The 26,580-nt window shown below is 63.6% G+C and carries 25 protein-coding genes; 12 read left to right on the top strand and 13 right to left on the bottom strand.

The annotated features are described in order from the left end of the window. Positions 1–214 precede the first annotated feature (214 nt). Positions 215–1,501: an alpha/beta hydrolase gene (locus tag QXZ85_RS27340; protein ID WP_315705109.1), complete on the top strand. Its 1,287-nt coding sequence runs from the start codon at positions 215–217 to the stop codon at positions 1,499–1,501. Positions 1,502–1,565: 64 nt separating this feature from the next. Here the strand turns inward: QXZ85_RS27340 and QXZ85_RS27335 are convergent, their stop codons facing one another. The 3 genes from QXZ85_RS27335 to QXZ85_RS27325 all read right to left on the bottom strand — a co-directional run bounded on the left by QXZ85_RS27335 (position 1,566) and on the right by QXZ85_RS27325 (position 4,709). Next, the gene (locus tag QXZ85_RS27335) at positions 1,566–1,934 is read right to left on the bottom strand and encodes a hypothetical protein (protein WP_315766575.1); all 369 of its coding nucleotides are present in this window, start codon (positions 1,932–1,934) and stop codon (positions 1,566–1,568) included. 227 nt (positions 1,935–2,161) lie between these two features. Next, a complete protein-coding gene (locus QXZ85_RS27330) occupies positions 2,162–3,337 on the bottom strand; it encodes an MFS transporter (protein ID WP_316175282.1) in 1,176 nt (391 codons plus the stop codon). A 103-nt stretch (positions 3,338–3,440) separates the two neighbouring features. Next, positions 3,441–4,709, bottom strand: a complete 1,269-nt coding sequence (locus QXZ85_RS27325) for a hypothetical protein (protein ID WP_315768161.1) — start codon at positions 4,707–4,709, stop codon at positions 3,441–3,443. 190 nt (positions 4,710–4,899) lie between these two features. On the opposite strand from QXZ85_RS27325, the gene thrS reads away from it, so the two are divergent. Beyond that, on the top strand, positions 4,900–6,975 hold the full coding sequence (gene thrS, locus QXZ85_RS27320) for a threonine--tRNA ligase (RefSeq protein ID WP_315728617.1): 2,076 nt from the start codon (positions 4,900–4,902) through the stop codon (positions 6,973–6,975). Positions 6,976–7,174: 199 nt separating this feature from the next. Beyond that, positions 7,175–7,738 (top strand): nitroreductase, encoded by a 564-nt coding sequence (locus tag QXZ85_RS27315; RefSeq protein WP_316167089.1) that lies wholly within the window; start codon positions 7,175–7,177, stop codon positions 7,736–7,738. Positions 7,739–7,746: 8 nt separating this feature from the next. Here QXZ85_RS27315 and QXZ85_RS27310 read toward each other — a convergent pair whose 3' ends face one another. Continuing rightward, positions 7,747–8,628, bottom strand: coding sequence for an alpha/beta hydrolase (locus QXZ85_RS27310; RefSeq protein ID WP_315728613.1), 882 nt, complete (start codon positions 8,626–8,628; stop codon positions 7,747–7,749). Positions 8,629–8,761: 133 nt separating this feature from the next. On the opposite strand from QXZ85_RS27310, the gene QXZ85_RS27305 reads away from it, so the two are divergent. Beyond that, complete coding sequence (locus tag QXZ85_RS27305) at positions 8,762–9,385, top strand: TetR/AcrR family transcriptional regulator (protein ID WP_315705102.1); 624 nt, start codon at positions 8,762–8,764, stop codon at positions 9,383–9,385. A 123-nt stretch (positions 9,386–9,508) separates the two neighbouring features. Here the strand turns inward: QXZ85_RS27305 and QXZ85_RS27300 are convergent, their stop codons facing one another. The 3 genes from QXZ85_RS27300 to QXZ85_RS27290 form a co-directional block, all read right to left on the bottom strand. Continuing rightward, positions 9,509–10,591, bottom strand: a complete 1,083-nt coding sequence (locus QXZ85_RS27300) for a YncE family protein (protein WP_316175285.1) — start codon at positions 10,589–10,591, stop codon at positions 9,509–9,511. Positions 10,592–11,481: 890 nt separating this feature from the next. Beyond that, on the bottom strand, positions 11,482–13,956 hold the full coding sequence (locus QXZ85_RS27295) for a putative bifunctional diguanylate cyclase/phosphodiesterase (protein ID WP_315768165.1): 2,475 nt from the start codon (positions 13,954–13,956) through the stop codon (positions 11,482–11,484). A 363-nt stretch (positions 13,957–14,319) separates the two neighbouring features. Next, on the bottom strand, positions 14,320–15,399 hold the full coding sequence (locus QXZ85_RS27290; protein WP_315728607.1) for a hypothetical protein: 1,080 nt from the start codon (positions 15,397–15,399) through the stop codon (positions 14,320–14,322). A gap of 329 nt (positions 15,400–15,728) precedes the next feature. On the opposite strand from QXZ85_RS27290, the gene QXZ85_RS27285 reads away from it, so the two are divergent. Further along, the gene (locus tag QXZ85_RS27285; protein ID WP_315761995.1) at positions 15,729–16,745 is read left to right on the top strand and encodes a patatin-like phospholipase family protein; all 1,017 of its coding nucleotides are present in this window, start codon (positions 15,729–15,731) and stop codon (positions 16,743–16,745) included. Here the strand turns inward: QXZ85_RS27285 and QXZ85_RS27280 are convergent. After that, a complete protein-coding gene (locus QXZ85_RS27280) occupies positions 16,732–17,160 on the bottom strand; it encodes a CBS domain-containing protein (RefSeq protein WP_315705096.1) in 429 nt (142 codons plus the stop codon). The two genes, QXZ85_RS27285 and QXZ85_RS27280, sit on opposite strands and share 14 nt — an antisense overlap. Before the next feature lie 226 nt (positions 17,161–17,386). Beyond that, positions 17,387–18,187 (bottom strand): rhomboid family intramembrane serine protease, encoded by an 801-nt coding sequence (locus QXZ85_RS27275; RefSeq protein ID WP_315705095.1) that lies wholly within the window; start codon positions 18,185–18,187, stop codon positions 17,387–17,389. A 493-nt stretch (positions 18,188–18,680) separates the two neighbouring features. On the opposite strand from QXZ85_RS27275, the gene QXZ85_RS27270 reads away from it, so the two are divergent. The 6 genes from QXZ85_RS27270 (at position 18,681) to QXZ85_RS27245 (ending at position 23,618) form a co-directional block, all read left to right on the top strand. After that, positions 18,681–19,238, top strand: coding sequence for a PAS domain-containing protein (locus QXZ85_RS27270; RefSeq protein ID WP_315768168.1), 558 nt, complete (start codon positions 18,681–18,683; stop codon positions 19,236–19,238). A gap of 221 nt (positions 19,239–19,459) precedes the next feature. Continuing rightward, positions 19,460–20,074: a PilZ domain-containing protein gene (locus QXZ85_RS27265; protein WP_315705093.1), complete on the top strand. Its 615-nt coding sequence runs from the start codon at positions 19,460–19,462 to the stop codon at positions 20,072–20,074. A 331-nt stretch (positions 20,075–20,405) separates the two neighbouring features. After that, positions 20,406–21,032: a transglutaminase-like cysteine peptidase gene (locus tag QXZ85_RS27260; protein ID WP_315705092.1), complete on the top strand. Its 627-nt coding sequence runs from the start codon at positions 20,406–20,408 to the stop codon at positions 21,030–21,032. A gap of 237 nt (positions 21,033–21,269) precedes the next feature. Then, the gene (locus tag QXZ85_RS27255; RefSeq protein ID WP_316175288.1) at positions 21,270–21,635 is read left to right on the top strand and encodes a hypothetical protein; all 366 of its coding nucleotides are present in this window, start codon (positions 21,270–21,272) and stop codon (positions 21,633–21,635) included. A gap of 270 nt (positions 21,636–21,905) precedes the next feature. Then, complete coding sequence (locus QXZ85_RS27250) at positions 21,906–22,424, top strand: hypothetical protein (protein WP_315705090.1); 519 nt, start codon at positions 21,906–21,908, stop codon at positions 22,422–22,424. Positions 22,425–22,805: 381 nt separating this feature from the next. Then, positions 22,806–23,618, top strand: a complete 813-nt coding sequence (locus QXZ85_RS27245) for a dienelactone hydrolase family protein (RefSeq protein ID WP_315705464.1) — start codon at positions 22,806–22,808, stop codon at positions 23,616–23,618. 75 nt (positions 23,619–23,693) lie between these two features. Here the strand turns inward: QXZ85_RS27245 and QXZ85_RS27240 are convergent, their stop codons facing one another. Both QXZ85_RS27240 and QXZ85_RS27235 read right to left on the bottom strand, forming a co-directional pair. Next, complete coding sequence (locus QXZ85_RS27240; RefSeq protein ID WP_315741389.1) at positions 23,694–23,822, bottom strand: hypothetical protein; 129 nt, start codon at positions 23,820–23,822, stop codon at positions 23,694–23,696. Between the two features lie 128 nt (positions 23,823–23,950). Beyond that, a complete protein-coding gene (locus QXZ85_RS27235; RefSeq protein ID WP_315705089.1) occupies positions 23,951–24,343 on the bottom strand; it encodes a hypothetical protein in 393 nt (130 codons plus the stop codon). A 978-nt stretch (positions 24,344–25,321) separates the two neighbouring features. On the opposite strand from QXZ85_RS27235, the gene QXZ85_RS27230 reads away from it, so the two are divergent. Further along, the gene (locus QXZ85_RS27230; protein ID WP_315705487.1) at positions 25,322–25,492 is read left to right on the top strand and encodes a hypothetical protein; all 171 of its coding nucleotides are present in this window, start codon (positions 25,322–25,324) and stop codon (positions 25,490–25,492) included. Positions 25,493–25,503: 11 nt separating this feature from the next. On the opposite strand, the gene QXZ85_RS27225 is transcribed toward QXZ85_RS27230, so the two are convergent. Together QXZ85_RS27225 and QXZ85_RS27220 are read right to left on the bottom strand one after the other, a co-directional pair. Further along, positions 25,504–26,034 carry a gamma carbonic anhydrase family protein gene (locus QXZ85_RS27225; protein ID WP_315705088.1) on the bottom strand — a complete coding sequence of 177 codons (531 nt, stop codon included), beginning with the start codon at positions 26,032–26,034 and terminating at the stop codon, positions 25,504–25,506. A gap of 85 nt (positions 26,035–26,119) precedes the next feature. Then, positions 26,120–26,446: a DUF6949 family protein gene (locus QXZ85_RS27220; protein WP_315705463.1), complete on the bottom strand. Its 327-nt coding sequence runs from the start codon at positions 26,444–26,446 to the stop codon at positions 26,120–26,122. Positions 26,447–26,580: the final 134 nt, after the last annotated feature.

The raw sequence follows: 26,580 nt of genomic DNA, 5'->3' as shown, positions 1-26,580 counted from the left end.
CGATTGGGACACCTTTGAGGCGCCCAGCGTCTCTACAGCGCGGCAAACCGGCTCGAGAACGCGGGGTGCGGTCCGGCGCTCAGGCTTAACGCCACCTCAACATCGCCGGCTCAGAGTTGAGGGACTGAAGCTGGCGCTGTCGGTCGCAGCGCCGATCTTGGGTCTAGGTCTTTGGGGTAAGCTTGTTAGGGGGTCTTGGGGGTTGCAGGGGCGGATGCTCGGATCTTATCCGAAAAGCCTGAGATATCGTCGTGCGCGCGCGCCCGGTCGGCTGAACCTGCCCGCGCGCCGCTGGCTTCCCATCGCGCCGCGCCGAGTCACGACCGCCACCACCGCGCTGCTGCTGTCGCTTCCGCTTGTTCAGTGCAGCAAGGCGCCGAACGCAGGCGTTCTGGCCGCCAATGCAGCGCCAGCTCAGCCGACGACTTTCGACGAGCGTTTTCCCACGCCGCAATTCCGCGACCGCTTCCCCTCGCCTTCCGAAAGCTTCGCGCTGCATAGCCCAGAGGACTTCACACCAAAGCCGGCGGAGACAAAGCCCGCGTCCTATCAGGTCGCATCGCTCGAACCGCAGGCGCCGGCCTCGCACACACGCGAAGAGCTGACGACGCTGGTCAGCATGAAATCGTCGGCGTTCCCCTATTACGGCACGAACCCCGCTTCCGACGCACCGTTTCTCAACGTCACGAGCGGCGAGCGCCGCGGCCATCGCAGCTTGTCGGGACGCGTCTACTGGCAGGACCAGACCTACAATGACAGCCGCGTGCTGGTGCACGTCCCGGAACATTTTGACGTTCGCAAACCCGGCGTGATCGTCGTGTTCTTCCACGGTAACGGCGCCACCTTGGAGCGCGACGTGCGGGACCGCCAGCTGGTTCCGCAGCAGATCAGCGACTCCAGTGTGAATGCGGTGCTGCTGGCCCCGCAGATGGCCGTGGATGCCGCCGATTCCAGCGCCGGCAAGTTCTGGCAGCCCGGCGGCTTCAAGCGTTTCATGGACGAGGCCGCCGGCAGCCTCGCCCGTCTCACCAGAGATCCGAACGCGGCAAAGGCGTTTGCGGCCATGCCGATCGTCATCGTCGGCTATAGCGGCGGCTTCCTGCCGACCGCATGGAGTCTCGAGGTCGGCGGCGTCACGGATCGCGTCCGCGGTGTCGTGCTGCTCGACGCCGTGTATGGCCAGCTCGACAAGTTCGCGGGCTGGATCGAGCGCAATCGTTCCGGCTTCTTCGTCTCGTCCTATACGCACTACACGGCCCGCCACGACCGCGAGCTGATGGCAACGCTGCGAGAGCGCGGCATTGCGATTTCCGAGGACATTGACGGGCCGCTCAAGCCCGGCAGCGTGGTGTTCGTCGAGACGCCGGAGGGCGTGACGCATCGGGACTACGTCACGCTGGCCTGGACGAGAAATCCGATCAAGGACGTGCTGACGAAGATGGCCGCCGCCCAGCCGCCGATCCGGATCGCGGCTGGCAGTTCGACGGCGACCAGCCGCTGACCCTGCGCCCCCGCCTAACGGCGCCGAGCTCGCCCTGCTCTCGGCTATGCCAGGGCGATCGAGATCAGGATTTCTCGCCGGATTTTTCGTCGGCCTTCGGCTTCGGCATCTTGTCCACGAAGCCATTGAAGCAGGCGAGCCGCTCGTCCTCCTCCTTGGTGAACTTGCAATCGGCCACCGTCTTGGCCTTGATCGCCTTCGGCTTCGGCGCCGGCGGGATCACGGCGTCATAGCAGTTCAGCCGCTCCTTGGTGCCATCCTCGATCTCCAGACAGGCCTGCAGCCGCACGGCGGCCGACTGCGGCTTGGCGGCAGCCATCGTGTGCGGCTTGACCTGGACCAACGGCCGGTCCCCCACCATCGGCGGGTCGGCCTGGGCAAGGGCGGCCGTCGAAATCAACGCCACGGCCAAGCTCAAAGTTATCCGTTTCATGTCATATCGCTTTCATATGAACGTGCGGAGGGCCCTCGGGCGTCAGCCTGATTAGCCGCCGGTTGTGGCGAAATCAGCGACAGCCCGCCTCCCGCATGAAGCGGCTTTAAGCCAGTCTTGCAGCGTTTGCCAAGCGCCTATTGGCCAGGTCCCGATGTCCGGGGCATCCCCGGCAGGCTTTCTTGGGGACACCCCGTTCGCGCCTGCGAGAACTCATGCCCGAGAACTCATGCCAATGCCGCTACCGGCACGCGCGGCCGGCTGGACAGAATGGCAAGCAGCGCCATGATCAGGAACGCCGTGGCAACATAGCCGGTGCTGTCCAGCAGGTTGCGCGCAAACAGCGTTCCACCAACGGCCGAACCGATCGCCTGACCGACATAGAGAACCGAGGTGTTCAGCGAGACCGAGGCCGACGCGAGCGGCGGCGCGGCCGCAACCAGGCGGACCTGCTGCATGGAATTCGACGAAGCAAAGCCAAGTCCCCAGATCGCCGCCCCGGCCGCCATGACCGGATAAGCCCCCGCCCCCAGCGTCCAGCAGAAGATGCCGGTCAGGACCAGGCAGGTAAACAGCAGTGAGGTCCGAAATGCGCCCCAGGAATCGACGATGCGGGTGGCAATGACGACGCCGACAAAGCCGGCGACGCCATAGAGCGCAAACACGACTCCAATCTCGTTCGCGTCCGCGCCGGTCAGCATCTTCAACAGCGGGCCCATGAAGGTGAAGACGACGAACTGCCCGGACATCTGCAGCGTCGTGATCAAGAGCAGCAGCACGACCGCCCGATTGCGGCCGAGTTCGACCCAGGTCTTCAGATCGACGCGAGCGCCGAGCAGCCCCTTTGGCAGGCGCCAGACCAGGAGCAAGCAACTCACCGCGCCGATCAGTCCGACGAACAGATAGGCCGTCCGCCAGCCCAGATGGCTGCCGACGAAAGTGATCAGCGGCAGGCCCACGGCGGCCGCCAGCGACCAGCCGAGAAACACATAGGCGATGGTGCCACCGCGCCGTTCGGCCGGAACGATCAGCGCTGCAGTACCTGCCGCCTGCGGCGTATAGAGCGCCCCGACCGCGAGCATTGCCAGGCGGATTGCGAGCAGGCTCGCATACCCGGGCGCCACGCTCGAGGCCAGATTGCCGAGCGCCATGACCGCGAGCGTGACCGCAAGCAGGCTGCGGCGATCGATCCGGCTGGTGAGCCAGGCCGTCAACGGCGAGCCGATGCACAGGATCACTGCGCCGAAGGTGATCAGCAAGCCCGCGGTCCGGATGCTGACGTCGAGATCTCCGGCGAGCTCCGGCAACAGCCCGGCCGGGGCCAGCACGGAACAGCCGGTGACGAGATTGCCCAGCATCAGGGCCGTGGGTGCGAAACGATGGGATTCGAGATGATCGGTCATATCCAATTGATACCAGACCGCGTCCATGCATTTGCTTGAAACATTGTCATGTCCCGCATGACATCTTCTTGGATGAGCACGCGTGTCGGCCGAAGAGGCGCAATCAGCGGACTGCTCCGGCTACCTGCTCGCGTCCTGCGGACATTGCTGACGTCGCCTTTGCCTGCGGGCAGCCGGAAAGCAGGCGCTGCAGCGCCGCCGGCAGACCGTCCGTGGAGAGTCGGGACGACGCGAATTGCCAGTTGCCCTCACGCAATTCGCCTTCGGTGAGGTCGGTCGCAGCACTGGCCGCGAGCGCGCGAAGCTGGCCACCGTTCAAGCGCGCGCCCCAGGTCTCCTGACCGCTTCCCCTGCGCGGCGGGTAAAGGAAATTGAGCCGCTCGGCCCCGTTCACGATCGCGACCGAGGCCGTTCCCGTCGCGGTTGGCGCGGGCCGCTGGAAATCGAGTTCGAACCGGTCGGCATCGAAACAGACGAGCTGGAATCGCGTCGTGCGGAAGCTGGTATCGCCGGGTTTGCGCGAGATCACCGTCTTATACGCAACGCCGAGGCTAGCGTTCTCGAACATCCAGCGCGTCTCGGCCACCTCGCGCCGGTCGAGGCCGAACCTGGCGATCTCCTCGCGGCTCAGGATGTGCAGCCCCTCGAAACGCACGGAGCGCGAAGCGGCGAGCAGGCCGGAGTCGATCCCCATCTTCTTGAGATAATCGAGCACCAGGCGATCGGCCCGCGCGCTCGCCTGCTGCAAAGCGCGCGTCCGCAGCTCCGGGGGCGGCACGCCGGTGGTGAAGTTCAAAATCACCCGCGGCGAGTGGACGGCCAGCATGGTATCGGGCGCGATCTCGCGAGTCGGCGCGCCGAGGATGAGATAGGGACAGGCCGAGGCACACATCGCACCACGGGTCCAAACGTCTCCGGTCAACTCACGACCGGACTGCTTGAGCTTGACGCAGACCTCGCTGTCCTGAGCCTCCAGGCCACAGTCGCGGACCATGGTCCGGCCGACCCGCGCGATGGCCTTTCTCTCCCGCAGGAGGTTGCCGATCGCGAGCGCCTGCTCGAGATTGCCGCCCGGCGACTCGAAATAGATCGGCAGCCGGCGGTCACCGACCTGCTTCAGAAATTTGCGAAACCGCGCCACGGCGATGTTGTCGATCCGCCCCTCGGCCGCGATCCAGCTGTCACAACCCTCGCCACAGGTGCCCGGTTGTCCCTTGACCAGGTAGAATGAGATCGGCGGCGAATGATCGGCAAGGTGCCGCGCCGGCGAGGCTGCTGGCGCAGCAAGGCTGCGGCTGCACGTCAGGACCAGCGCCGCAAGCAGAGCGAGGCGCGGAATGATCCCGCCCACACGTTGATGGAAGACAAGCATCGGAAAATAGCACGACCCCAGCACTTTCGGTTGTATCACACCGCCCTACCGCCGCAAGGCTGGCAGGCCGTCGCGGCCGGAACTGGCAGCTTTCCCACGCGTGGCGGGTTGCAGGCTCCGAATCCGCTGCTATACCGCTTGCTCCCGCTTACCTGCGCTCGTTCGCAGGAGTGAGCTTTAGGAGAACGCCATGCCTGACCAGTCTAAACCCGACCAGTCCAAATCCGACCAGCCGAAAGCCGAATCCGGCTTCCAATACAGCCTCAGCAATCTGAAGCCCGCCGCACCGGTCGAGAAGATCACCATCAGCTTCCCCGACGGGGCAAAGCGCGAATACCCCAAGAACACCACCGGCTTCGACATCGCCAAGGGCATCTCGCCCTCGCTCGCCAAGCGCACGGTCGCGATGGCGCTGGACGGCACGCTGGCCGACCTCAATGACCCCATCGCGGACGATGCCAGGCTCGAGCTGGTCGATCGCGACGATCCGCGCGCGCTGGAATTGATCCGGCACGACTGCGCACACGTGCTCGCCGAAGCCGTGCAGTCGCTGTGGCCGGGCACCCAGGTCACGATCGGCCCGGTGATCGAGAATGGCTTCTACTACGACTTCTTCCGCAACGAGCCGTTCACTCCGGAAGACTTCGCCGCGATCGAGAAGAAGATGCGCGAGATCATCGCGCGCGACAAACCCTTCACCAAGGAAGTGTGGAATCGCGAGCACACCAAGCAGGTGTTCCGCGACAAGGGCGAGGCGTTCAAGGTCGAGCTGGTCGATGCCATTCCCGGCGACGAGCCGATCAAGATCTACTTCCAGGGCGACTGGTTCGATCTCTGCCGCGGTCCGCACATGACCTCGACCGGCAAGATCGGCAATGCGTTCAAGCTGATGAAGGTGGCCGGCGCCTATTGGCGCGGCGATTCCAACAATCCGATGCTGACCCGCATCTACGGCACCGCCTTCGCGAAACAGGAGCAGCTCGACGCCTACCTGAAGCAGATCGAGGAAGCCGAGAAACGCGATCATCGCAAGCTCGGCCGCGAGCTCGACCTGTTCCACTTCCAGGAGGAAGGCCCCGGCGTCGTGTTCTGGCACCCCAAGGGCTGGAGCATCTTCCAGGCGCTGATCGCCTATATGCGCCGGCGCCTGGCGGGCGACTACAGCGAGGTCAACGCGCCGCAGATCCTCGACAAGTCGCTGTGGGAGACCTCGGGGCACTGGAACTGGTACCGCGAGAACATGTTCGCGGCCCAGTCGGCCGGTGACGAGGCCGAGGACAAGCGCTGGTTCGCGCTGAAGCCGATGAACTGCCCGGGGCACGTGCAGATCTTCAAGCACGGATTGAAGAGCTATCGCGACCTGCCCTTGCGCCTTGCCGAATTCGGCGTCGTGCATCGCTACGAAGCCTCCGGTGCGATGCACGGCTTGATGCGCGTGCGCGGCTTCACCCAGGACGACGCCCACATCTTCTGCACCGAGGACCAGCTCGCGGACGAGTGCCTGAAGATCAACGAGCTGATCCTGTCGACCTATGCCGATTTCGGCTTCGAGGGCGAACTGACGGTGAAGCTCTCGACCCGTCCGGAGAAGCGCGTCGGCACCGACGAGATGTGGGATCACGCCGAGCGAGTGATGGCCACCGTGCTGCAGGAGATCAAGACCCAGCGCAACAACATCCGGACCGAGATCAACCCGGGCGAAGGCGCGTTCTACGGGCCGAAGTTCGAATACGTGCTGCGCGACGCCATCGGGCGCGACTGGCAGTGCGGCACCACGCAGGTCGACTTCAACCTGCCGGAGCGGTTCGGCGCGTTCTACATCGACGCCGACGGCGCCAAGAAGCCGCCGGTGATGGTGCACCGGGCGATCTGCGGCTCGATGGAGCGCTTCATCGGCATCCTGATCGAGCACTATGCCGGCAACTTCCCGCTCTGGCTGGCGCCGACGCAGCTCGTCGTCACCACCATCACCTCGGAGGGCGACGAATACGCCAAGCGGGTGTTGGCGGCGGCGCGCGCTGTGGGCTTGCGGGCCGAGATCGATCTGCGCAACGAGAAGATCAACTACAAGGTCCGCGAGCACTCGCTGCAGAAGATCCCAGCGCTGCTCGTCGTCGGCAAGAAGGAGGCCGAGACGCATTCGGTCTCCGTGCGACGGCTCGGCCGCGACGGTCAGACCGTAATGCCGACCGCGGAGGCGATCGCGGCGCTGGTCGAGGAGGCGACGCCGCCGGACGTCGCACGGCGGGCGCGCGAGGCGGCGTAGATACTGCCCTAGGCTACAAACGACCGCACTTGTCACGACGTGCTTCCGGGAGCGCTTGCAAAGCAAGCGGCCCGGAAGCCATCAGCTGCGGGGGCTCGCCTGTCGCCGCTTTAGAGTCGATCAAAACCGCCGGAGCCATCTGTTGCAGGCGGATCGGCATGCTATCTAAGGCGAGACATCAGCCACCGAGAACATGCAAGTGCCCGACGCCCTTGAACTCCTGAAGACCCGCCGCTCGGTCAAGCCGCGCGAGATGGCCGGCCCCGGCCCCTCGCCTGCCGAACTCGAGACCATCCTGACCATCGGCGCCCGCGTGCCTGATCACGGCAAGCTCGCGCCCTGGCGTTTCATCATCTTCGAGGGCGATGCGCGCCAGCGCGCCGGCGAGATCATCGCCAAGGTGTTTTCTGAGAAACACCCGCAAGCGAGCGAAGCCGAGATCGAGACCGAGAAGAAGCGGCTGACCGATGCGCCGCTGGTGATCGGCGTGGTCAGCAGCACCAAGCCGCACCCGAAGGTCCCTCCGTTCGAGCAGGAGCTGTCGGCCGGCGCGAGCGCGATGAACATCGTCACCGCCGCCACTGCGCTCGGCTATGGCGCCGCCTGGCTCACCGGCTGGTTCTGCTTCGACCGCGACGTGCTCGACCGCTTGGGACTGAAGCCGGACGAGAAGCTCGCCGGCATGATCCATATCGGCACGCCGACCAAGCCGAGCGAGGACCGCCCGCGTCCGGCGCTGTCGGAGATCGTGACGCGGTTTTAGGCCGACCGCTAATTTCTTCCGTCAAGAAATTGGCGTATCGCCTTGATGGTCGCCTCCGGCTGCTCTTCCATCAGCCAGTGTCCGGCGTCGGGAATGACAACCTCGGTGACGTCGGATGCGGCATTGCGCATCACGACGGCTTCCATCGCGCCGAAGGATTTCTGGCCGCCGACGGCAAGCACAGGAATGGTCAACTTTGTGGCGATCGCCTTCTTGTTGTCCTCTGCGTCGGTGCGGATCGACCTGAACTGAGCGAATGCAGCACGCATCGCGCCCGGTCGCGCATAGAGCGCTGCGTAATGGCGGCGTGTCGCTTCCCCAATCTTCGAAGGCGTGCCGGCGAATTCATTCCAGAAACGGTCGAGGTAGATGCGCTCACGGCCTTTGACCAGCCGCTCCATATCAGGGCCGCCGAGATCGAAGTGCCACAGCTGCGGGCTGCGAACGATCTCATCCCAAGGCGGCACGCCGGGCACCGGGGCATCCATGACGACCAGCTTCTCGGTCATGTCGCGATACCGCGCCGCGCAGGCATAAGCCACCATGGTTCCGATGTCGTGTCCGACGACAGCCGCCTTGTCGATGCCAAGCGCGGCTAAAACGGCCCGCATATCGGCGGCCTGGGTCCATTTGTCGTAGCCGCTGTCGGGCTTGCCCGAGAGGCCCATGCCGCGCAGATCCGGAACGACCACGGTGTGGTCGCGCGCCAGGTCAGCCCCGAGCTTGACCCACATGTCGCCGGTATCGCCGAATCCATGGATCAGGATCACGGCAGGCCCCTGACCGCCGACACGAACATGGATTTGCGTCCCATTGGCCGCGATCGTCCTGGTTTTGAAACCCGAGGGGAACTGCTCGACCTCGGCTCGGGCCGCAGGAGCGAGCAGCATGAGGAGAATTGCGAGGCATCTTGCGCCCACCGGCACCCCCTATCATGTGTGTTTCGGCCGGCAATGGTGTGATTATAGAACGACCGATCTATAATAGACAAGCCGAAGATCAAGTGGCGCGCGAGGATGAATCATGAGTGCTGGACGACCGCGCGAATTCGACATGGATCAGGCTGTCGAGCGCGCAATGGGCCTGTTCTGGCGTCGGGGGTATGAGGGAACATCGATGGCCGACCTGACCGCGGCCCTCGGCATCACGCGTGCCAGCCTCTATGCCGCGTTCGGCAACAAGGAGGGCCTGTTCCAGCGCGTGATGGACCGCTACGAGGCGAAGGCCGGCGGCTACAGAACCGCCGCCGAACAGGCGGCGACATCTCTCGAAGCGGTGCGCCTCTGGCTGACCGGGCCTGTCGCGCTTCACGGCGACAAGCAGAATCCACCCGGCTGCCTCGGCGTTCAGGGCGCGCTTGCCTGCGGGGTCGAGTCGGACACGATCCGCAGCGATCTCGCTTCGCGCCGTCAGCGTGGAGAAGCAGCGATAAGACGCCGCCTTCAGCGTGCGGCGAAAGACCATGACCTGCCTGGCGATGACGATCCCGCGGACCTTGCGCGCTATCTCTCCGCGCTGATCTACGGCATGGCCGTGCTGGCGGCCGGCGGGACTAGGCGCGGCGAACTGCAGGGGGTTGCCGACGTCGCTCTTCACCATTGGCCAAAAGCGCCCCGCTCGCGGAAGCAGCGAAACAAGCCGTCCTGATGTTGTCCGTTGTTGTCTCAGGCGCGGGCCGCACACCGTACCTGCTGGATGGTGAGTATGCGACGGATGAAGGCCCGAGATGAAGCGGACCTTCACCGCCTGCTCTGGAGTTGGTAACGCGCGCTACGGTCCCATCCTTGCCGACGCGGGATGTCCCGACACCTGAAAGCGCTTGCCGGTGTCCACGACCTTTCCGCCCTCGACCTTCAGGATCGAAAAATCCTGGGTCAGGTAGTTGCCGACCAGGAGGTATTTGCCGTCGGGCGTGAACACCGCAGCCTCGGGAAGTCCACCGACCTCGATCTCCTGGGTCTTGCTGACCTTCTTGCCGTCGATTTTCAAAACCGTGATGCTTCCGTTCTTTTGGTAGAAGTAGGCGTTCTTTGCGTTGGAACCGCGGAGGATGACCGACACCGCGAGATCGCCTGTCGGACTGATGGCCAGCCCCTCCGGCCCGTCACCGACGACCACGCGATCGATGATGCGCGGCGGATCGGCTTCGAGATCGATGACGCTCGTCGTATCGACGCTGCCATCCGAGGCGCCTGCATTGCCGTTGTCGGAGGTCAGCGCAACCTTTCCACCCGGCACGACCGCGACGTTGTAGGGCCATTGCCCGGCCGGAAGATCTATCTTGCTGTAGGACACCTTGTCGCCGGCGACATCGAGGATCGAGATCTTGTGAGCCGGGAAGCGGGCGGCGAGCGCGCGCTTGCCGTCGGGCGCGAACGTCACATGGGCGACGCTGTCCGGCATGGCGACCGTATCGACAATCTTGACGTCGGAACCATTGACCGAAAGCACGCTGATCGAATTGTCAGCGCGGTTGGCGACCAGCGCCATGCGGCCATCAGGATTGAAGCTCAGGCCGGAGGGCTGTTTGCCGCCGCTCAGCGTGGCGGCCAGCTTCGGTGGGCTGGCCTGCAGATCGATCACGTAGATCTTGTTGTCAGGCACCTGCTTGAGCGCGTCACCGTCCTTCACCACATCGACGGAGTCGGCGACCAGCGCAACCTTCCCGGTTGGATCGATCGCCACGTTCACCGGTGGTCCGACCACGGAATTCTTGAGCGGCAGCGAGGCGACGATCTTCGGGCTTTCAGGGTCCGCGAGATCGACGATCAGCACCTGGTCCTTGCCCGGTGGGAACAGCAGCGGCTTGCCGCTATCGTCCCACAGGGTCTTCTCGTCCAGGCCAACGATCATGAGTGGCTTGGCCTGTCCAACGCTCAGGTGTGTGCACAGCAAAATCGCGGCTGCAGATAGCAGTCCCGCGGCACGGTAAGCCGGCATTCGGGCATCCTCCCCATTTCAACCCGGCCTCTGTAGGGCCGATCTGAACAGACTACGCTTGGAAGCAAAGCTTCGCCAGCGGTTCGATCCCTTTCTGGACAACGGCTCGAGCTGATAGGCGTGTCGCAACCAATGGCACTCAAAGGGAAGAAGCGCGGGTAAAAGAGCCATCGCGCCCAAATGCGAAGTTTGGAAGCGATTTGAACGAGAACGCGGTTGCGATGCTCTCAGGCAATAAAATTTCTATTTCTTTTTTTCAGAAACCGTGCTTATCTATCGTCATCCCGCCTCATCGAACAGGGGCGTACGCGTCGTCACGATACGTGGAGTGCGGGGAGCGGTGGCCGCGGAGTGGTGCGCAAGACGATCGTGCCAGATCGCGGACGGCGAAATCGTGTGGTCCTGGCGTCCCGGTGCTGACGTCAAGTTGGCGATGATGCCTGCGCGTCACGCCGGCGACAGGGGCAAGAGAGCCGGTCCCTGGGGAGAGCGCGTATAAGCCGTAACCCATCGCGCGGGGAAGGCCGGGATGTCTCGGCCGAACCTGTGGTGACTGCCGCCTGCTTTCTTTGATGCAGGCGGGCCATGGGGGCGGCGAGCTCCCGGCCTTCCCTGCTCCCTCTCGGATTTCGAGCGGGACATGCTGATCGCATCACTCGGGCACGATGTGCCGCGAGACTGCAGAGCTGCGCGTTCTTGCGAGTGTGCTGTGGGGTGGTCGGTCGGAGGTCTCTTGGGAGGGACTGACGGTGGCCTCTTCACGCTGTTTGGCGCGCGCAATAGGAGATGACGCGGACCGGCGTTCAAGCCGCCTTCGACGCGCGGGCCCCGAAGCGAACCAACAACTCCTCGACCTCGGACGCCGGCTTGGCGGCGCTGAACAGGAAACCCTGCACCTGGTTGCAGCCTTCTGCCCGCAACCAGTCGAGCTGGTCGATAGTCTCCACGCCCTCGGCTGTGGTGGTGATGTTGAGGCTGCGGCCGAGCCCGGAGATCGCGCGGACGATCGCAACGCAGTCGGCGCGATGCGCGAGATCCTTGACGAAAGACCGGTCGATCTTGATCTTGTCGAACGGGAAGCTGCGGAGATAGCTGAGGCTCGAATAGCCGGTCCCGAAATCATCCATCGAGATGCTGACGCCGAGCTGACGGAGCTGGTGCAGGGTCGCGAGATTGGCCTCGGTCTCCGCCAGGAAGATCGATTCGGTGATCTCCAGTTCGAGCCGGGTCGGTGTAAGTCCGGACTGCGCCAACGCCGACACCACCACCTGGACCAGGTTGCGGCTGCGGAACTGCACCGCGGAGAGATTAACCGCCACCTTGACGCCGTCGGGCCATTTGGCGGCTTCCCTGCAGGCTTCGCGCAGCACCCATTCGCCGAGCGGCACGATCAATCCGATGTCTTCGGCCACCGGGATGAAATCGGCGGGCGAGACCATGCCCTTGTCAGGATGGCGCCAGCGCAACAGCGACTCGAAGCCGCTGATACGGTTCGACGCGACATCGACGAGCGGCTGATAATGCAGCTCGAACTCGCCATGAGCAAAGGCCCGGCGCAGATCGAGCTCGAGGTCGCGGCGCTTTTGCGCCTGGCGATGCATCTCCTTGTCGAAGAAGCGGTGGACACCACCGCCTTCCTGCTTGGCGCGGTACAAGGCCATGTCGGCGTTCTTCATCAGCTGTTCGCTGGTCGAACCGTCGCTGGGCGAAACTGCAATTCCGATCGAGGCGCCGACCACCAGCTCATCGCCCTCGATCTCATAGGGTGCGCTCAGCACGTCGATCAGATGTGCGGCGAATTCGCCGGTTTCGCTCTGCGGTCCCGCATCGCTCAGGATCATCGCAAATTCATCGCCACCAAGTCGCGCCGCCAGATTGCCGCCGCGAACTTCCCCGCTCAGCCGGTTAGCAACCGCCTGCAGCAGACGGTCGCCGACCGGGTGTCCGAACGAATCGTTGACGTTCTTGAACAGGTCGAGGTCGATGCACATGATCGCGACGCATTTGCCATTCGCGGCGCCCTGTTCCAGCGCCTGCTTCAGGCGTTGCTGGTAGAATTCGCGATTGGGCAGATTGGTCAGCCCGTCATGATGCGCCATATAGGCGATGCGAGCTTCGGCCTTGCGGCGCTCGGTGATGTCGACGATGGCAACCAGAAAGCCGTCGCGGCCGTCGAACGGGACCTGCCGCCCGTAGGTCAAGACTTCGATCTCGGTGCCGTCGGCCTTGAGGTGGCGCCAGTCGCGATGAAATTCATCGGTCTCCGCGAGCAGCTCCAGCGCATCGTCCAGGCTTTCCCATTCGCCGGACGGCCAGAGCTGCCAGATCGTCTTGCGCAGAAACTGCGCGCGGGCGTAGCCGTAGTGACCCACGGCAGCGTCATTGACGTTGAGGATTTCCGCGGTCTTCCGGTCGAAGATGCACATCGGCACCGGATTGGTATCGAACAACAGGCGGAACGAGGCCTCGCGGCGCTTCAGCGCCGTGACGTCGGCAATGGTCAGCGAGACGATGTCGCCGAAGGCATGCGCGCCGAGCCGCAGATTGCGCTCGTCGCTGTCGACTTCGAACTGATCGTGGCCGCCGCGCGAAACCACGTCGAACAGCCGCGCCACGACTTCGTCGGCGCACAGGATGTTGCCGCCCTCCTTCAGACGGCTCCATTGCAGGCGCGACGATGGCAGCTTCAGATGCTTCGCGGCCGACTGGTTGTGGTGGACGATCTGGAAATCGGACGGCGCGCCGGCCGCGTTGCGGATGGTCGCCAGCGACACCACGCCATCCTCGCTGGTCGAGAAGATCGCATCGAGCAGATTGTACTGCGCCGCCCGTTCGTTGACGTAGGTTCCGATCAGGATGCTGCCCCAGCGCGAGCTGGTCGGCATCGCCAACACATCGTAGGTCCGCACCATGCCGTCGCGCACACAATGACAGGCGGCAAGATAGGGACGCCCGCTCGCCAGCGCGCAGCTCGCGGCTTCGCTGAGGGCCGTCGCGCAGTCTGGCGGCACGAGGTCGACCGCGATGTCCCAGCGCTCGTCCTGGAGCCAGAGCTGCACATAACGGCCGGTGCGGGAGATCTGCAGCGCACCGTTTTCGTGCTTCAGGACCGCGATGTGATCCGCCAGGCGGCCGAGACTGCCGAGCATCACGTCTTCGTAACGCGGCAGCGCCTGCCCGGGCTTCAGTGCGGCTTGCCATTTGCGCTGGAGGACGGGGATATCCTCGAACAGATCATGATTGATCTTGGCGGACGGCTTCTTCTTGACGGCACTCATACATTCCCCACGCAATTCCGCACGCGCAAGCGCCTTTCAGCGCAAGGGCCGTTGCCCCGAACGTCCTGCCCCACGAGCACTCCCTCCCAGGAAGCCAGGCCGAAGCGGCCCCAAGCTTTGCGAGCGCCAATGCCTTGCGTTGTTCGCATAGCGAAGTCACGTCACGACCACGCACTGCACAAGGTTGGCGTTACCGGTATCCAATGAGGGGTGACTTAATGCTCTGTAAAAATGCAAACAATTCCTGCGCAAACCAGCAATTATGACAGTTTTAAGTCGATCGATGGTTATTGCAGTTTAACTACCAATCCATACCGAACTGGCATCTTCTGCGTGCTGGTAGTACGCGCGAAAACCCTGCGCTTAGCGCGCAATCACTTCGACTTCGCCGTCGACGCCGTTCACGACGGTGAAGGTGCGCTCGTACACCTTGCCTTCGTTCTTCGCGATGGCGCGATACTCGCCCTCCGACAGCACGACCTTCGGAAAGGCGCCGATCGATTCCTTGATCACGTCGCCGCCGGGGTTGATGACCGACCACGCCGTGTTGGCAAGTGCCTCGCCGCCATTGTCGGACACCAGCTTCAAGGTGATCACGGCGGCGCGGTGTGTCACCGTCACATCGGTGAGCTTGCCGGCTTGCACGCGGATATCGGAACGCACCACCGAATTGGCGTCGCCGTAGTTGGAGACGATGTAATAGGTGCCTTCGGGCAGCAACAGCACGTCGCCCGCCGCCACGCTCGGCACCAATGGCGGCCGGTCCCCGCCTTCGAACTGGCTGCCCTTGTAGATCGCAAACGACAACTGGTTCTGCGGGATCTTGCTGCTGCCGACACGTCCCTCGAGCCGCAACCCGCCGGCCGGCAGCACGAAGGCTTCCCGGTCGGTCTCCGGCTTCAAGCTCACGGTGCGCATTGCGCTCACCAGTCCGAGCGAGACGTGGACGACGTAGTTGCCGGGCGGCAGCGTGATGTTCGGGCTCGCAGTGCGATCTTCCCGCAGCATCTTGAAAGTGCCGGTCTCGTCAGGCCGGTCCGCAAACACCCGCCAAACCAGGCCGCCATTGATGGCGGGCTGGTCCTTGCCGTAGCGCGCCGACAGCGACAGCACGCCCTGGCTGGGCGCGCTGGGCGGCTGTCCCGGCGGCACCGTTGCAGGGGCTGCGACGGGCGGCACCACCGCGACCGAGGGAGGCGTGGCCGGCATGGGCGGCGGCGGTGATCCGGCCCCCGGGCCTGAGGGCGGGGCCAGACTGACGGCAGCGCCCGGATCCGGCACTGCGGCCGGGGGCACCGGCGGCGGGCGGTCGGTAAAGAACTGTGCCGCAGCCGGGCTGCTCGCGACGGCGCCGAGCAGCGCGGCCCCGGCCAAGACCGCGGCGTCGAGCCGCAATAGGCCTCTGCCGCGCCGGTCTGAAGTGGTGCCGCCACGTTTCGTCATCATTATCCTGCTTTTCACCGAAAACGCGGCGAATTCAAGCCTGTGTCGCCACGGTGGCCGCGGAGCCCACGCCTTTCGGGCTCAGCGCTCACATCTTCGTGCATTCCCCTGCCCTGAGGCTCGGCACGATGCTGTCTGGCAGCGGGAGGGCTTGCGGGAACTCCAAATCGGCGGCATCAGGTGCGCCCCCATGACGGCCGCCCCCGGAACTCGGAATTCAGGCGCCAACCGGCATAAACCATGCTTCGGATAGGGTCTGGCGAGCAGCCGGCGTGGCCGCGTAGTCTGCCGCAAGACGGACGACGAGCGTACGCCCTGGAGATGTTGTCGTGTTGGATCTGCTGATCGGGCGCCGTCAGAGCGGCACTGAAGAAAATGGCAAGGTTGGGCTTGGCGCGATCCGCAAACCGGTGATCGGTCTCGCCTTGGGTGGCGGCGCGGCGCGCGGCTTCGCCCATATCGGCGTGATCCGCACATTGGCGGCCCATGGCATCGTGCCCGACGTCGTCGTCGGCACCTCGATCGGCGCCGTGGTCGGCGGAGCTTTCGCCGCCGGTCACCTCGATACGTTGGAGGAATGGGCGCGCAGCCTGCAGGTCCGAAGCGTCCTCGGTTATCTCGACATCCGCCTCAACGGCTCCGGCCTGATTGGCGGGGAGAAACTTGCCGCGCAGCTCGAGGCCTCGCTCGGCCGTATCACGATCGAAGAACTCACGATGAAGGTGGCCACCGTCGCAACCGAGGTGCGTACCGGCCACGAGATCTGGCTGACCCATGGCAGCCTGGTCGATGCGATGCGCGCCTCCTATGCGCTGCCCGGCATCTTCGCGCCGGTGCTGATCGGCGATCGCTGGCTGGTCGATGGTGCGCTGGTCAATCCGGTGCCGGTGTCGGCCGCGCGCGCGTTAGGGGCCGAGATCGTAATTGCCGCCAACCTATCCAGCGACGTCTTTACGCATTCAACGACGATCTATTCGCACGGCCAACCGGTCGAGGTGCCGGAAACCGTGATCGAGCCCACCGCACCGAAGCGGCGCTTCGGGAAATTCTTCTCACCCGAACGCACCGTGAAGCGGGAGTTCTTTGGCGGCGGCGGCCGACCCGGCATCTCCTCCGTGATGGTGGATGCCTTCAACATCATGCAGGACCGCATCACCCGCGCGCGGCTGGCCGGCGATCCGCCTGACCTCCTGATCACGCCACGCGTCGGCCAGATCGGCTGGTTCGACTTCCATCGTGCTTCCGACCTGATCGCGGCCGGCACCCGCGCGGCCGATCGCGCGCTGGATTCGCTCCAGGAGGCGATCGGCGTCATGACACCGCCGAACGGCGCTACGCCGTCTTGATGTACTGACGCAACGCTTCCTGCTCGTTCTCGTATTCCTGGACGCGCCATTTCACGACGTCGCCGATCGAGATCAGGCCAACGACGAGCCCGCCCTCGATCACCGGCAGATGCCGGAATTTGCCGAGCGTCATGGTCTCCATGATGGCGGCGACCGTATCGGCCGGCCGACAGCTCACGACACGGCGCGTCATGATGCTGGAGACCGGCTCGCTGAGCACGTCGGCGCCCCGCTCGCCCAGCGCGCGGACGATATCGCGCTCGGACAGGATGCCTTCCATGCGCGCTCCCGTCATCACCAGAACAGCGCCGATCTTGCGCTCAGCCAAACGCTTGGCGGTGTCGGCGACACTGGTTTCCGGCTCGACGGTTTCAACGTGATGGCCTTTGGTATCGAGAATTGCGCGTACTGTCATGGACCGTCTCCTTGAGAAGCCGATCCCGCCCTTCTTGCGAGGCGGCTGCGGCTTGGCGTTGCACGAGTCTTAATCAACAGTCGGGCGCTGCACGCATTTGCAGCCGAGCGAGGGAGGCCGGCGCCTATCCGCATACGACGCTGCCGCCCGCTCGTGTGGGGCCTTTTTTACCCGCTTCGCGAGTTCTTGATGATGAATGAAATCGCCTGCTATCGCAAGCACACGATCACTGCAGCTCGCGCTCAGGAGCTTCCGGAGACGACGCAGGTGCAACATCCCGCGTGTGCGACACGGGATCAAACAGCGCGAACAGGATCAAGCCGGCGAAGAAGCCGCCGATATGCGCCTGCCATGCCACGCTGGCGCCATCGGTCCCGATCGAAAGCGACCACACGCCGAAGACGATGTTCACGGCGAACCAAACGCCGAGGAAACCGAGCACCCGCGGATTACGCAGCGCACGCGACAGCGACAGTGCGGGAACTTTGGCCGCCGCATCCGCGTCGCCGCGACTGAAGGACAGGAAGCTGCCTTGCACAAACGCAAAGCGCATCGCGGCTGCCATGGTGCCCGAAACGGAAGCCGAGGCGCCGATCATCGGCGCGATTTCGTGCTCATGCGTGAGCAGGTGTGCCAGCGCACCCGCCGCGGCCGTCACGGCCATGAACAGGAAGAACCTCAGAGCACCGAAACGACGCGCCAATGCGCTGCCGAACGGCAGCAGCCAAAGCACGTTGAAGGCTATGTGCGTGAGATTGGCGTGCAGCAACGAATAGGTGACGAAGGTCCAGATCTTGGCCCCAGCGCCACCAGGGAAATCCACGTCCATCAATGTCGAATCGTAGCGCTTGGGGATGAAGCCGAACACATCGACGGTCCAGTTCTCCCACTCGGGGGGTAGCAGGACGCGCAAATGGATCACCGCGATCAGAAGCACATAACTGGTCAATGCGCCGGGCAGCGTCAGGATCGGCTCTCGCGGAGTATCCGGCGGGAGCTCTTGCAAGAGGTCTGGCGACGATTCCAAGGGGGCGGACGCCTTCAGCGTGTGGATCGGAACGTCCAGATAGGCGGCTTTGGCTGCCTTGCGCAAGCGCACAAGCTGTCCGTTGATCGCATGGCGATAGGCCAAAGAAATAGGGAGGGCTCTGAGAAAGCCCTCCCTGCTTGGCTCTGCCGGTCTTAAGCCCTCGGGGAGCCGTCGGGATCCGATCCCCACCCCTCCCCGTCGCATGACCAGACTATTTGACGCCGCCTCGTGTCTTCGCTTCACCGTGTCGCGCCGGACCTTCCACCTTCCGGCGCGGGCCTGATACGCACGATCTTACGTGTTGTTCCGCTGCCGCCAAGCACATCGTTAATTTAACCTTAACGCGCGGAAGCCCCAGGGAAACCAGGCACAATCAGACCATCGGCATAGACGCTGCAAAGCCCCTCCTGCACAACACTCCAACGAGCCGCCTGGCTGAAAGCAGGACAGAGATGTCCCCGCTTGATCGCGGGGCGGGAGGGCCATCGAGATGAAACATCCGTCCAACCGCGATTTCTTCGCCTACTGGAACGCCCAGCGCGGCTTTGGCCGGGCCCCGGACCGTAGCGAGATCGAGCCTTCCGCGGTCCGCGAGCTGCTTGGCGATATTTTCGTGCTGTCCTGCGACGCTGAGGCGGGCTTCCCGTTCCGGATGGCCGGAACGCGACTCTGCGCGCTGCTCGGCGGCGATATGAAGGATAAAAGCTTTCCGGCGCAGTTCGCACCGGAAAGCCGCAGCGAGATCCAGGAGATCGCGACGGTCGTTTCCGAGGAGATGCTGCCCGCGATCGCCGGCGTGACGGCACCTTCGCCCGACCGCTCGCGGATGCATCTCGAACTGCTGTTGCTTCCATTCAACACTCGCGCGCACGAGCCGATCAGCCTCACCGGCCTGCTCGCCCCGTTCGAGCGACCGCAGGGCACGCTGGGCCCGCTTGAGATCGTCTCCTGGCGCTATATCCAACCGCCACCGGAGCGCATCGTGCCGCGCGCCCTGCGCAAGCTGGCGCTCGCGCGTGGCCTCATGGTCTACGAGGGCTTGCGGTAGATCAGCTCGCTGCGTGTTGAGCCCGGCACGCTGGGGCATTCCGATGGTATGCTGGCAAGAACCGCGATGAGCACACCTCATCGACCGGATGATCAGCTTTGACCGACCCGACCCGCGTCTATCCCTCGTTGCACGGCTGCCGGTAGTATCCTGTAACGCCGCATTAACCCTGCAAGACGTAGGGTCATGTGATCCCGCAGAGCCGGCTTGAGTGGCGAAATATGGCGTTGCCGAACAAAAAACTGACTCTTCCGGCCGCCGAGGAGCGTCGCCGCTTCCAGAGGGTGAAGGTTCACCTGCTCGGCCGTTATATGCTGCCGGATCGCCGCGAATTCCCTTGCCAGGTGATCAACATGTCGCCAGGCGGACTTGCCCTGCTGGCCCCCGGCATCGGCAATGTCGGTGATCGCGTCATCGCCTATCTCGACCATATCGGCCGCGTCGAGGGCAAGATCACCCGGATCATCGACAACGGCTTTGCGATGACGATCGGGGCGACCGCGCGCAAGCGCGACAAGCTCGCCGCACAACTGACCTGGCTCGCCAACCGCGACATCCTCAATTTGCCGGAGGACCGCCGCCACGATCGTATCGTGCCGCGGAATCCGATCGCTGTGCTCACGCTCGATGACGGCACCAAGATGACCTGCCGCATCATCGACCTGTCGCTGTCTGGCGCCGCGATCGCTGCCGAGACCAAGCCTCCCTTGAAGTCGCAGGTGATGCTCGGCCGTGTGGCTTCGCGCGTCGTGCGCAATCTCGAAGACGGCTTCGCGATCGAGTTCGTTCATCCGCAGCTCGCAGACACGCTCGAAGAGAGCGTTAGCGCGCGGTAAAGCGAAGCCCCTCCACATTCCGCCAATCTCGGAAGACAACCAGGGCCGGCCCACGCCGACTGCTGGTTGTTGCGCGCATCCACTTCCGTCACGGCGTGGGCAAAGCGGGCGCATCTCGGCGGGAGGAAAAGCAGCAAGATCAACACGATCCGGCTCGATCCGACGCATTTTAATCAAATAGAGTCCTCTCAAATTTTAATCAAATAAGCTTCAAGTAAAGCTCGAATGAGATTTTAGTTTTACTTGGATTCGTCTCAAATCTACTTTGACTACTTAGCTGCCGGGCAAAATCTTTGTGCGACACGTGGTCCCAACGATAACGGGGGCCACAATGGTCAAGCGGACGGGACTGAGGATCGGATTGGCGGTGGGAGCCATCCTGTTAGCAATGGGCGCTGCAGCGCATGCCGGGGACGACCGGGTGCTCTACGCAAGCCTGGGCGACACCACGCGCGCGCCGATCGGGTGGATCGAATTCTGCACTGAGAATGCCGAGGAATGCCGCGGCGGCCCGTCGCAAGCCCGCGACATCGTCCTGTCGCAGACGGCTTGGCGCGACCTGTTGAAGGTCAATCACTGGGTGAACGAGAACGTCAAACCGCTGACCGACATGGATCACTGGGGCGTGGTCGAGAAATGGTCCCTGCCGACCGACGGCTATGGCGACTGCGAAGACTACGTGCTGCTGAAGCGTAAGCTCCTGATCGACGCAGGGTGGCCGCGCGAGGCCCTGCTGATCACGGTGGTGCGCGACCGCAAGGGCGAAGGCCACGCGGTGCTGACCGTCAAGACCGACAAGGGCGAGTTCATTCTCGACAATCAGAATGAGAACGTGGTCGCCTGGACCGAGACTGGCTACCGCTTCGTCAAGCGGCAATCGCAGAGCGATCCCAACGTGTGGGTCTCGCTGGGTGATGGCCGGCCGGCAGTGGCCACCGCCAGCGCCAAGGAGCGCTGATAGTAAGTCCTGCGATCTATCGCCACGAGATACGAGTTACGCGACCCGGTCACATCCCCACCCCTCCCCGTCCCAGACCGGTTCGCGCGCGGCCAGCTCTCCCCCAAGGGCTGGCCGCAACTTTTTTCGGCCTTGCTTTGAACGTATGGCGTGGATTGGCGGCTGATCCGCAAGCTCAGCCTTGAAATTTCACATCTCGGACGTCTTAGGTTGGGCATGAAGATATTGCGAAGCGCAATGCTATTCGCTGCGGCGGCGACCCTGTCGAACTGCTGCCTCTCCTCCACGAGTTGCAACGCGCCGCTGGCGGCCGCGGGAGCCCCCGTGCAGGCGACCGCTGCTCCGGTCGCGGCTGCCGCGCCGGACTGGGACGGCTTCAGCGCGCCCCAAGCGGCCGCAATGGAGACTGACCCCATTGCGGTGCAGCCGCAGCGCAAGCAGGCTAAGCGCAGGGCTGACGGCGTCGATGTCATGTCAGCGCAATCCAGCACCGGCTACCGCAAGGATCCCGACTTTGAAGAGCAGCAAGTGCTCGATCAGGCTGACGAAGACCGGTTGAAGCAGAAACTGATCATCTGCCGGAATTGCTCCTCCGCCCAGTAGCCCCTCCCGTCCCTGGCGCATTGCAACTCATGCGGACGGCGAGGGACTGACGGTTTTTTCATACCGTACAACCGTCCTGCAGCCGCGAATTGGGGCTTGCCTGCAGCCGCGAATTGGGGCTTGCAGGCATCTCCTTTGTCAGATTTGCTAATAGAAGCTTACCAGTGCAGGGGCGACAGCGGCCCCCGCGGATGTCGAAGTTGCTTTTCGTAGTTTCACCCCGCTTCGATCCGGGGGCATCTGAGGCGCTTTTCGATAGGTTGGTTTCCGATGCATCCTTTGACGCGCGATACCAGACCACAGCTTCCCAAATCAAATGCCCTTCCGCTGATGGGCGCTCAGCCGGTCGCACTCGCCGCCGCAACGTTGCTGATGCTGGTGGCCGGCATGGGCGCGATCGCGCTGTGGCGTGCCTATGGCGGAGCGTCGCCTGAGCTCGATCGCACTGCCATCGCGCGACAGGTACAGGCACACACAGCGCAAGTATCCGAGCAACTGGTGGAAAAGACCAAGGGCCTCGAAGCGACACAGCAGGAATCCATCGATCAGCTGCAGATGGTGCAGGATCAATTGCAGACCTTGCGCCACCTTCTGGCTGCGCAGCAAGCCGACACCAAGCGGCTCTCGGACCAGGTCGCCTCACTGACTGACGCCGTCAGCGGTCTGCGACAGTCCTTTGCGAGCGTGCAGAGTGCCGAGCCTTCAGAACCTGCGGCCCGCAACAGAGCGGTTCGCACCCGCGCTCATGCCAGCCGGAGCGTGCATCGTCACCGGCGAAGCCGGACCTGAAAGTCAGGAGAAGAAGCGCCACCGAATTTTCCCGGAACTTTGTGAACTGTTTCACAGATGACCGCAGGCTTTCGGTCCATCCTGAACTCACCGGATGGCGTTAGCCAATTTCAGGATGGCGCAGGGCCAATTTTAATGTCCGGGGCTGGCAAGGTCGTTGGCGGCATACTGCGCCAGCGGCCTTGTTTTTTGCCAGTTCCCTATTTGCCCTGCCAACCGCGGCAGCGGGGTGGCGTCTCTCGCCCTGGTGACTTGCCTTTCGGGAAATTTTCTTTGCTGAATGCGGCTCCCATCTGGAGAGGAGCCCCCATGACTGCCGAGCTTGCACCATCCGATGTCATCGGACTGACAACATCCGCTCCGTTCTCCCGACGCGGATTCATGAGCGCCTCTGCCGCGGTGGCCGCTGGCTACACGCTGGCCGCCGGCCCCGTCCGCGCCGAGGTCATCACCACCGACACTAACGGACTCAATGCCGGCGACGCCAAAATCAAGGTTGCCGACGGCGAGATGCCGGCCTACTTCGCGCGGCCGACCAACGCCAGCAATCCTCCGGTGATCCTGGTCGCGATGGAGATCTTCGGCCTTCACCAATACATCAAGGACGTGACGCGGCGGCTTGCCAAGCTTGGCGCGTTCGCAGTCGCGCCCGATTATTACTTCCGCAAAGGCGTCGATCTCACCAAGATCACCGACATGCAGCAATTGCTGCCGATCGTGAACGCAAAGCCGGACGCTGAACTCCTCTCCGATCTCGACAGCGCCGTGGCCTGGGCCAAATCGCAAGGTGGCGATACTTCGCGCCTCGGCATTGTCGGCTTCTGCCGCGGCGGCCGCACGGTCTGGGAATATGCCGCCCACAGCAGCGCACTGAAGGCCGGGGTCGCCTTTTATGGACCGCTGGTTGATCCACCAAATCCTGCCTGGCCCAAGAGCCCGACCCAGCTTGCGGGGGACATGAAAGCGCCTGTGCTCGGCCTCTATGGCGAAGCGGATACCGGCATCACGGTAGCGCAGGTGGAAGCGATGAAGACGGCGCTGGCCGAACACCACAAGACTGCGGAGTTCAAGATCTATCCCGGGGCTCCGCACGGCTTCCACGCCGACTATCGTCCAAGCTATCGCAAGGAAGCAGCGGAGGATGCCTGGAATCAGATGCAGAGCTGGTTCAAGAAATACAACGTGCTCGGCTAAACGTTCTCGGGAAGCGAAAGGCACCGATAGCGAAGGCACGGCGCGCGGCGGACGAACTGCGCGCCGTCTGCCGATCTAGCGCAGACGAGAGCTGCTCCGGCGCGCTTTCGTCGACTGCTCGACCTCCCACATCATCCAGACCAGGGCGGCGCCGAGGCTGACGACGATGCCGAGAAATAGCAGCGTAAGTTCCGGGGATGTCATCGAAATCATCATTCCCGTTTGTCTGCAAGCTGCACACCAGCACCCGGCGAGCTTCACGCCGGGATACCGGCATCAGGCCAACGCAAATCAGAGATGACCGACGTCAGCCCGTGACGACGCGCTCCTGATCACTCGCAAACTTCGACACGCCGATAGCGCCAGCCATGACGCGTATGCACCCGCTGGCGCACCACGTAGCAACCGCCATCACCCTCGTAGTCATAATAGTAGGGGTAGTAACCGCCGTAATAGCCGTAATAGTAGGGATAGCCGAAGCCAAAGGCGAAGCCCGGACCGAAGCCATGATGGAAGCCGCCGTGGTGAAAGCCACCGGGATGGAAGCCTCCGACCCCACCCTGGAAACCGCCGCCGCGCGGACCTGCGAAACCTCCAACATGGCCGCCGAAGCCACCACCGTGGCCTCCAAAGCCACCACCATGGCCGCCTGCGGCCAAAGCGACCTCAGGCGAGGCCATTGCAAGTGATGCTGCTGCCAGCAGCCCAACCATCGTCTTGCGCATCAACACACCCTCTCCAAACACACGCGTTGCGATGATCCCGTCACCGCAATGGACCCTTACTTAGAATGTATTTGGAACGGGCGTCGGGCATTCCTACTCACATCTGCGCGACGGACCGGCAACATTCAGCAACCGCGGCAGATGCTTTTCACCTTACGATCGATCGCCTGATCCTCTGCCTTGATTGTGTCATCAGTCGCCTGTCCCGTGGCACCCTGCCCCGCGCCTGGTCCGGCGCCAGTGGTGACACCAGCTTGCGAATTGCCGGACGCTCCCGATGACGATCGTCCAGACGACTGAGCCGTGCCTGAGCTGTTGGTGCCGGGCTTCGGAGGCGATGCAGATTTAGATGAGTTACCGGCCCCGCTGGGGTCATGACCTGAATTATTGAGGCTGGCTGCGTTGGCAGGCCCGGGTGGAATGCCGCTCGACGCAGCCGATCCCGTACCTGCCGAGCCGGCGCTCGGGCTGCCGAAAGCACTCGGACTGCCGGCCGACGGTCCGCTGGCGGAAGCACCTGTGCTCGTGCCACTGGCGCCGCCACCACCAGCTCCGCCTGAACCACCACCTCCGCCGCCCCCACCGCCTTGTGCGAAGGCCGTTGTCGATCCGGCAAGAATGACAATCGCAACGAATGTCCCTAACGAAGATATCGTCATCTGGCGAACTCCCTTTGCCGTGCAACGGTCGGGAGAGCGCCCCGTTCCGGGAACAGATCAGTATCGAGGGCGATTGATACTGCAAGGAAGCAACGGTCCGTGCACAACCTGAGCGCTCTCGACGAGGATACTTGGACGAGCACAAGCAAGGGCCTCTCGATCGACACCGAGCTTGCAGGACTTGCCGAGGCGATGTCTTCGATTGAGCGAGAAGTACGGCTTGCCGCGACCTCACACGCTTTGCATTGAGGTCAGAGGTGCGGCGCGCTTTGGTAGTGACGATCAGAACCGAGAGAAACAGGGACTAGGACAATAGGACATGGTGACCACCGACCCGGATCCGTTCGAGCAGGGCCAGCGCGCCGCGCGCGAGAGCATTCCAGCCGAGGCCAATCCCTACCAGGAAGGCAGCGAACAATATGCCCTCTGGGCCGCGGGTCACGAGCGTGTCGCTACGGCGGTCGAAAGGAACGAGAGCGAAGGGACCTGACGACGATTTCGTCAGCCGATCTTCTTCAAGCCTTTGCCATAGCGCTGGCCATTGGCGACATAGAAGCGCGCAGCGCTTCCCATCTTCTGGACCTGCGCCGGTTCGAGGGTGCGGATCACGCGCGCCGGGGCGCCGATGATCAGCGAATACTCGGGAAATTCCTTGCCTTCGGTGATGACCGCTCCGGCGCCGACCACGCTGCCCCGCCCGATCCGCGCCCCGTTCATCACGATCGATCCCATTCCGATCAGCGCGTCATCCTCGATCGTGCAGCCGTGCAGGATCACATTATGGCCGACCGTGCAATTCGTCCCGATCCGCAGCGGAAATCCCAGATCGGTGTGACAGGTGGAATTGTCCTGGATGTTGGCCCCCTCGCCGACCTCGATCCATTCATTGTCGCCGCGCAGCACCGCGCCGAACCAGACCGTCGCCGCATTCAACAGGCGCACGCGACCGATCACCGTCGCGCTTTCGGCGATGTAGTAATTTCCGTTTGCCGGAAGCTCGGGCGCCTGCCCGTCGAGCTCGTAGATAGCCATCAAGCGTCTCCTTCAAGGAGACGACCTTGGCACAGCCCACGCAAAGTTTTCAAGCAAGCGCGACGCCTCATGAGGGAAGGCGGAACTAGATCAATCCGGCCGCGCGCAATGTCATCACAAAGAAGGTGCCTGACATCATGCTCCAGAAGCCGGCGATGACGGTCGCCATCATCACGAACTCGAAGCGTCGCCGCTCGATGCGGGCTCCACGCAGCGTGTTTCGCATGATGATGAACGGCGCCGCGAACACCAGGAACGGTACGGCCGCGAAGCGCTGAGGCGTCACGCCCTGCTGTAGAAGTTCGAAGCCGGCGGGGCGCTCTGCCCAGGCCTGGTAGGCGCTCGTCAGCGCGCCGGCGAGCGCAAAGCCGATCAAGAGCGAGAACAGGGAATTGAATGCCTCGACCGACATTGCAAACGCACCCACGTACATTTCAGGACTGCCGACCGTCGGTTTCGCAAAAATCGGGGACCGGCGCCAGATTATCCTTAAAGAAAGGTTAATACCGGCTGCGCTTGGCGTGGCGGTTCACCTTGCAACATTTG

It is taken from the genome of Bradyrhizobium sp. SZCCHNGR1005, assembly GCF_032489995.1.
GTDB lineage: Bacteria > Pseudomonadota > Alphaproteobacteria > Rhizobiales > Xanthobacteraceae > Bradyrhizobium.
This window is presented reverse-complemented; position numbering and strand designations above follow the sequence as displayed.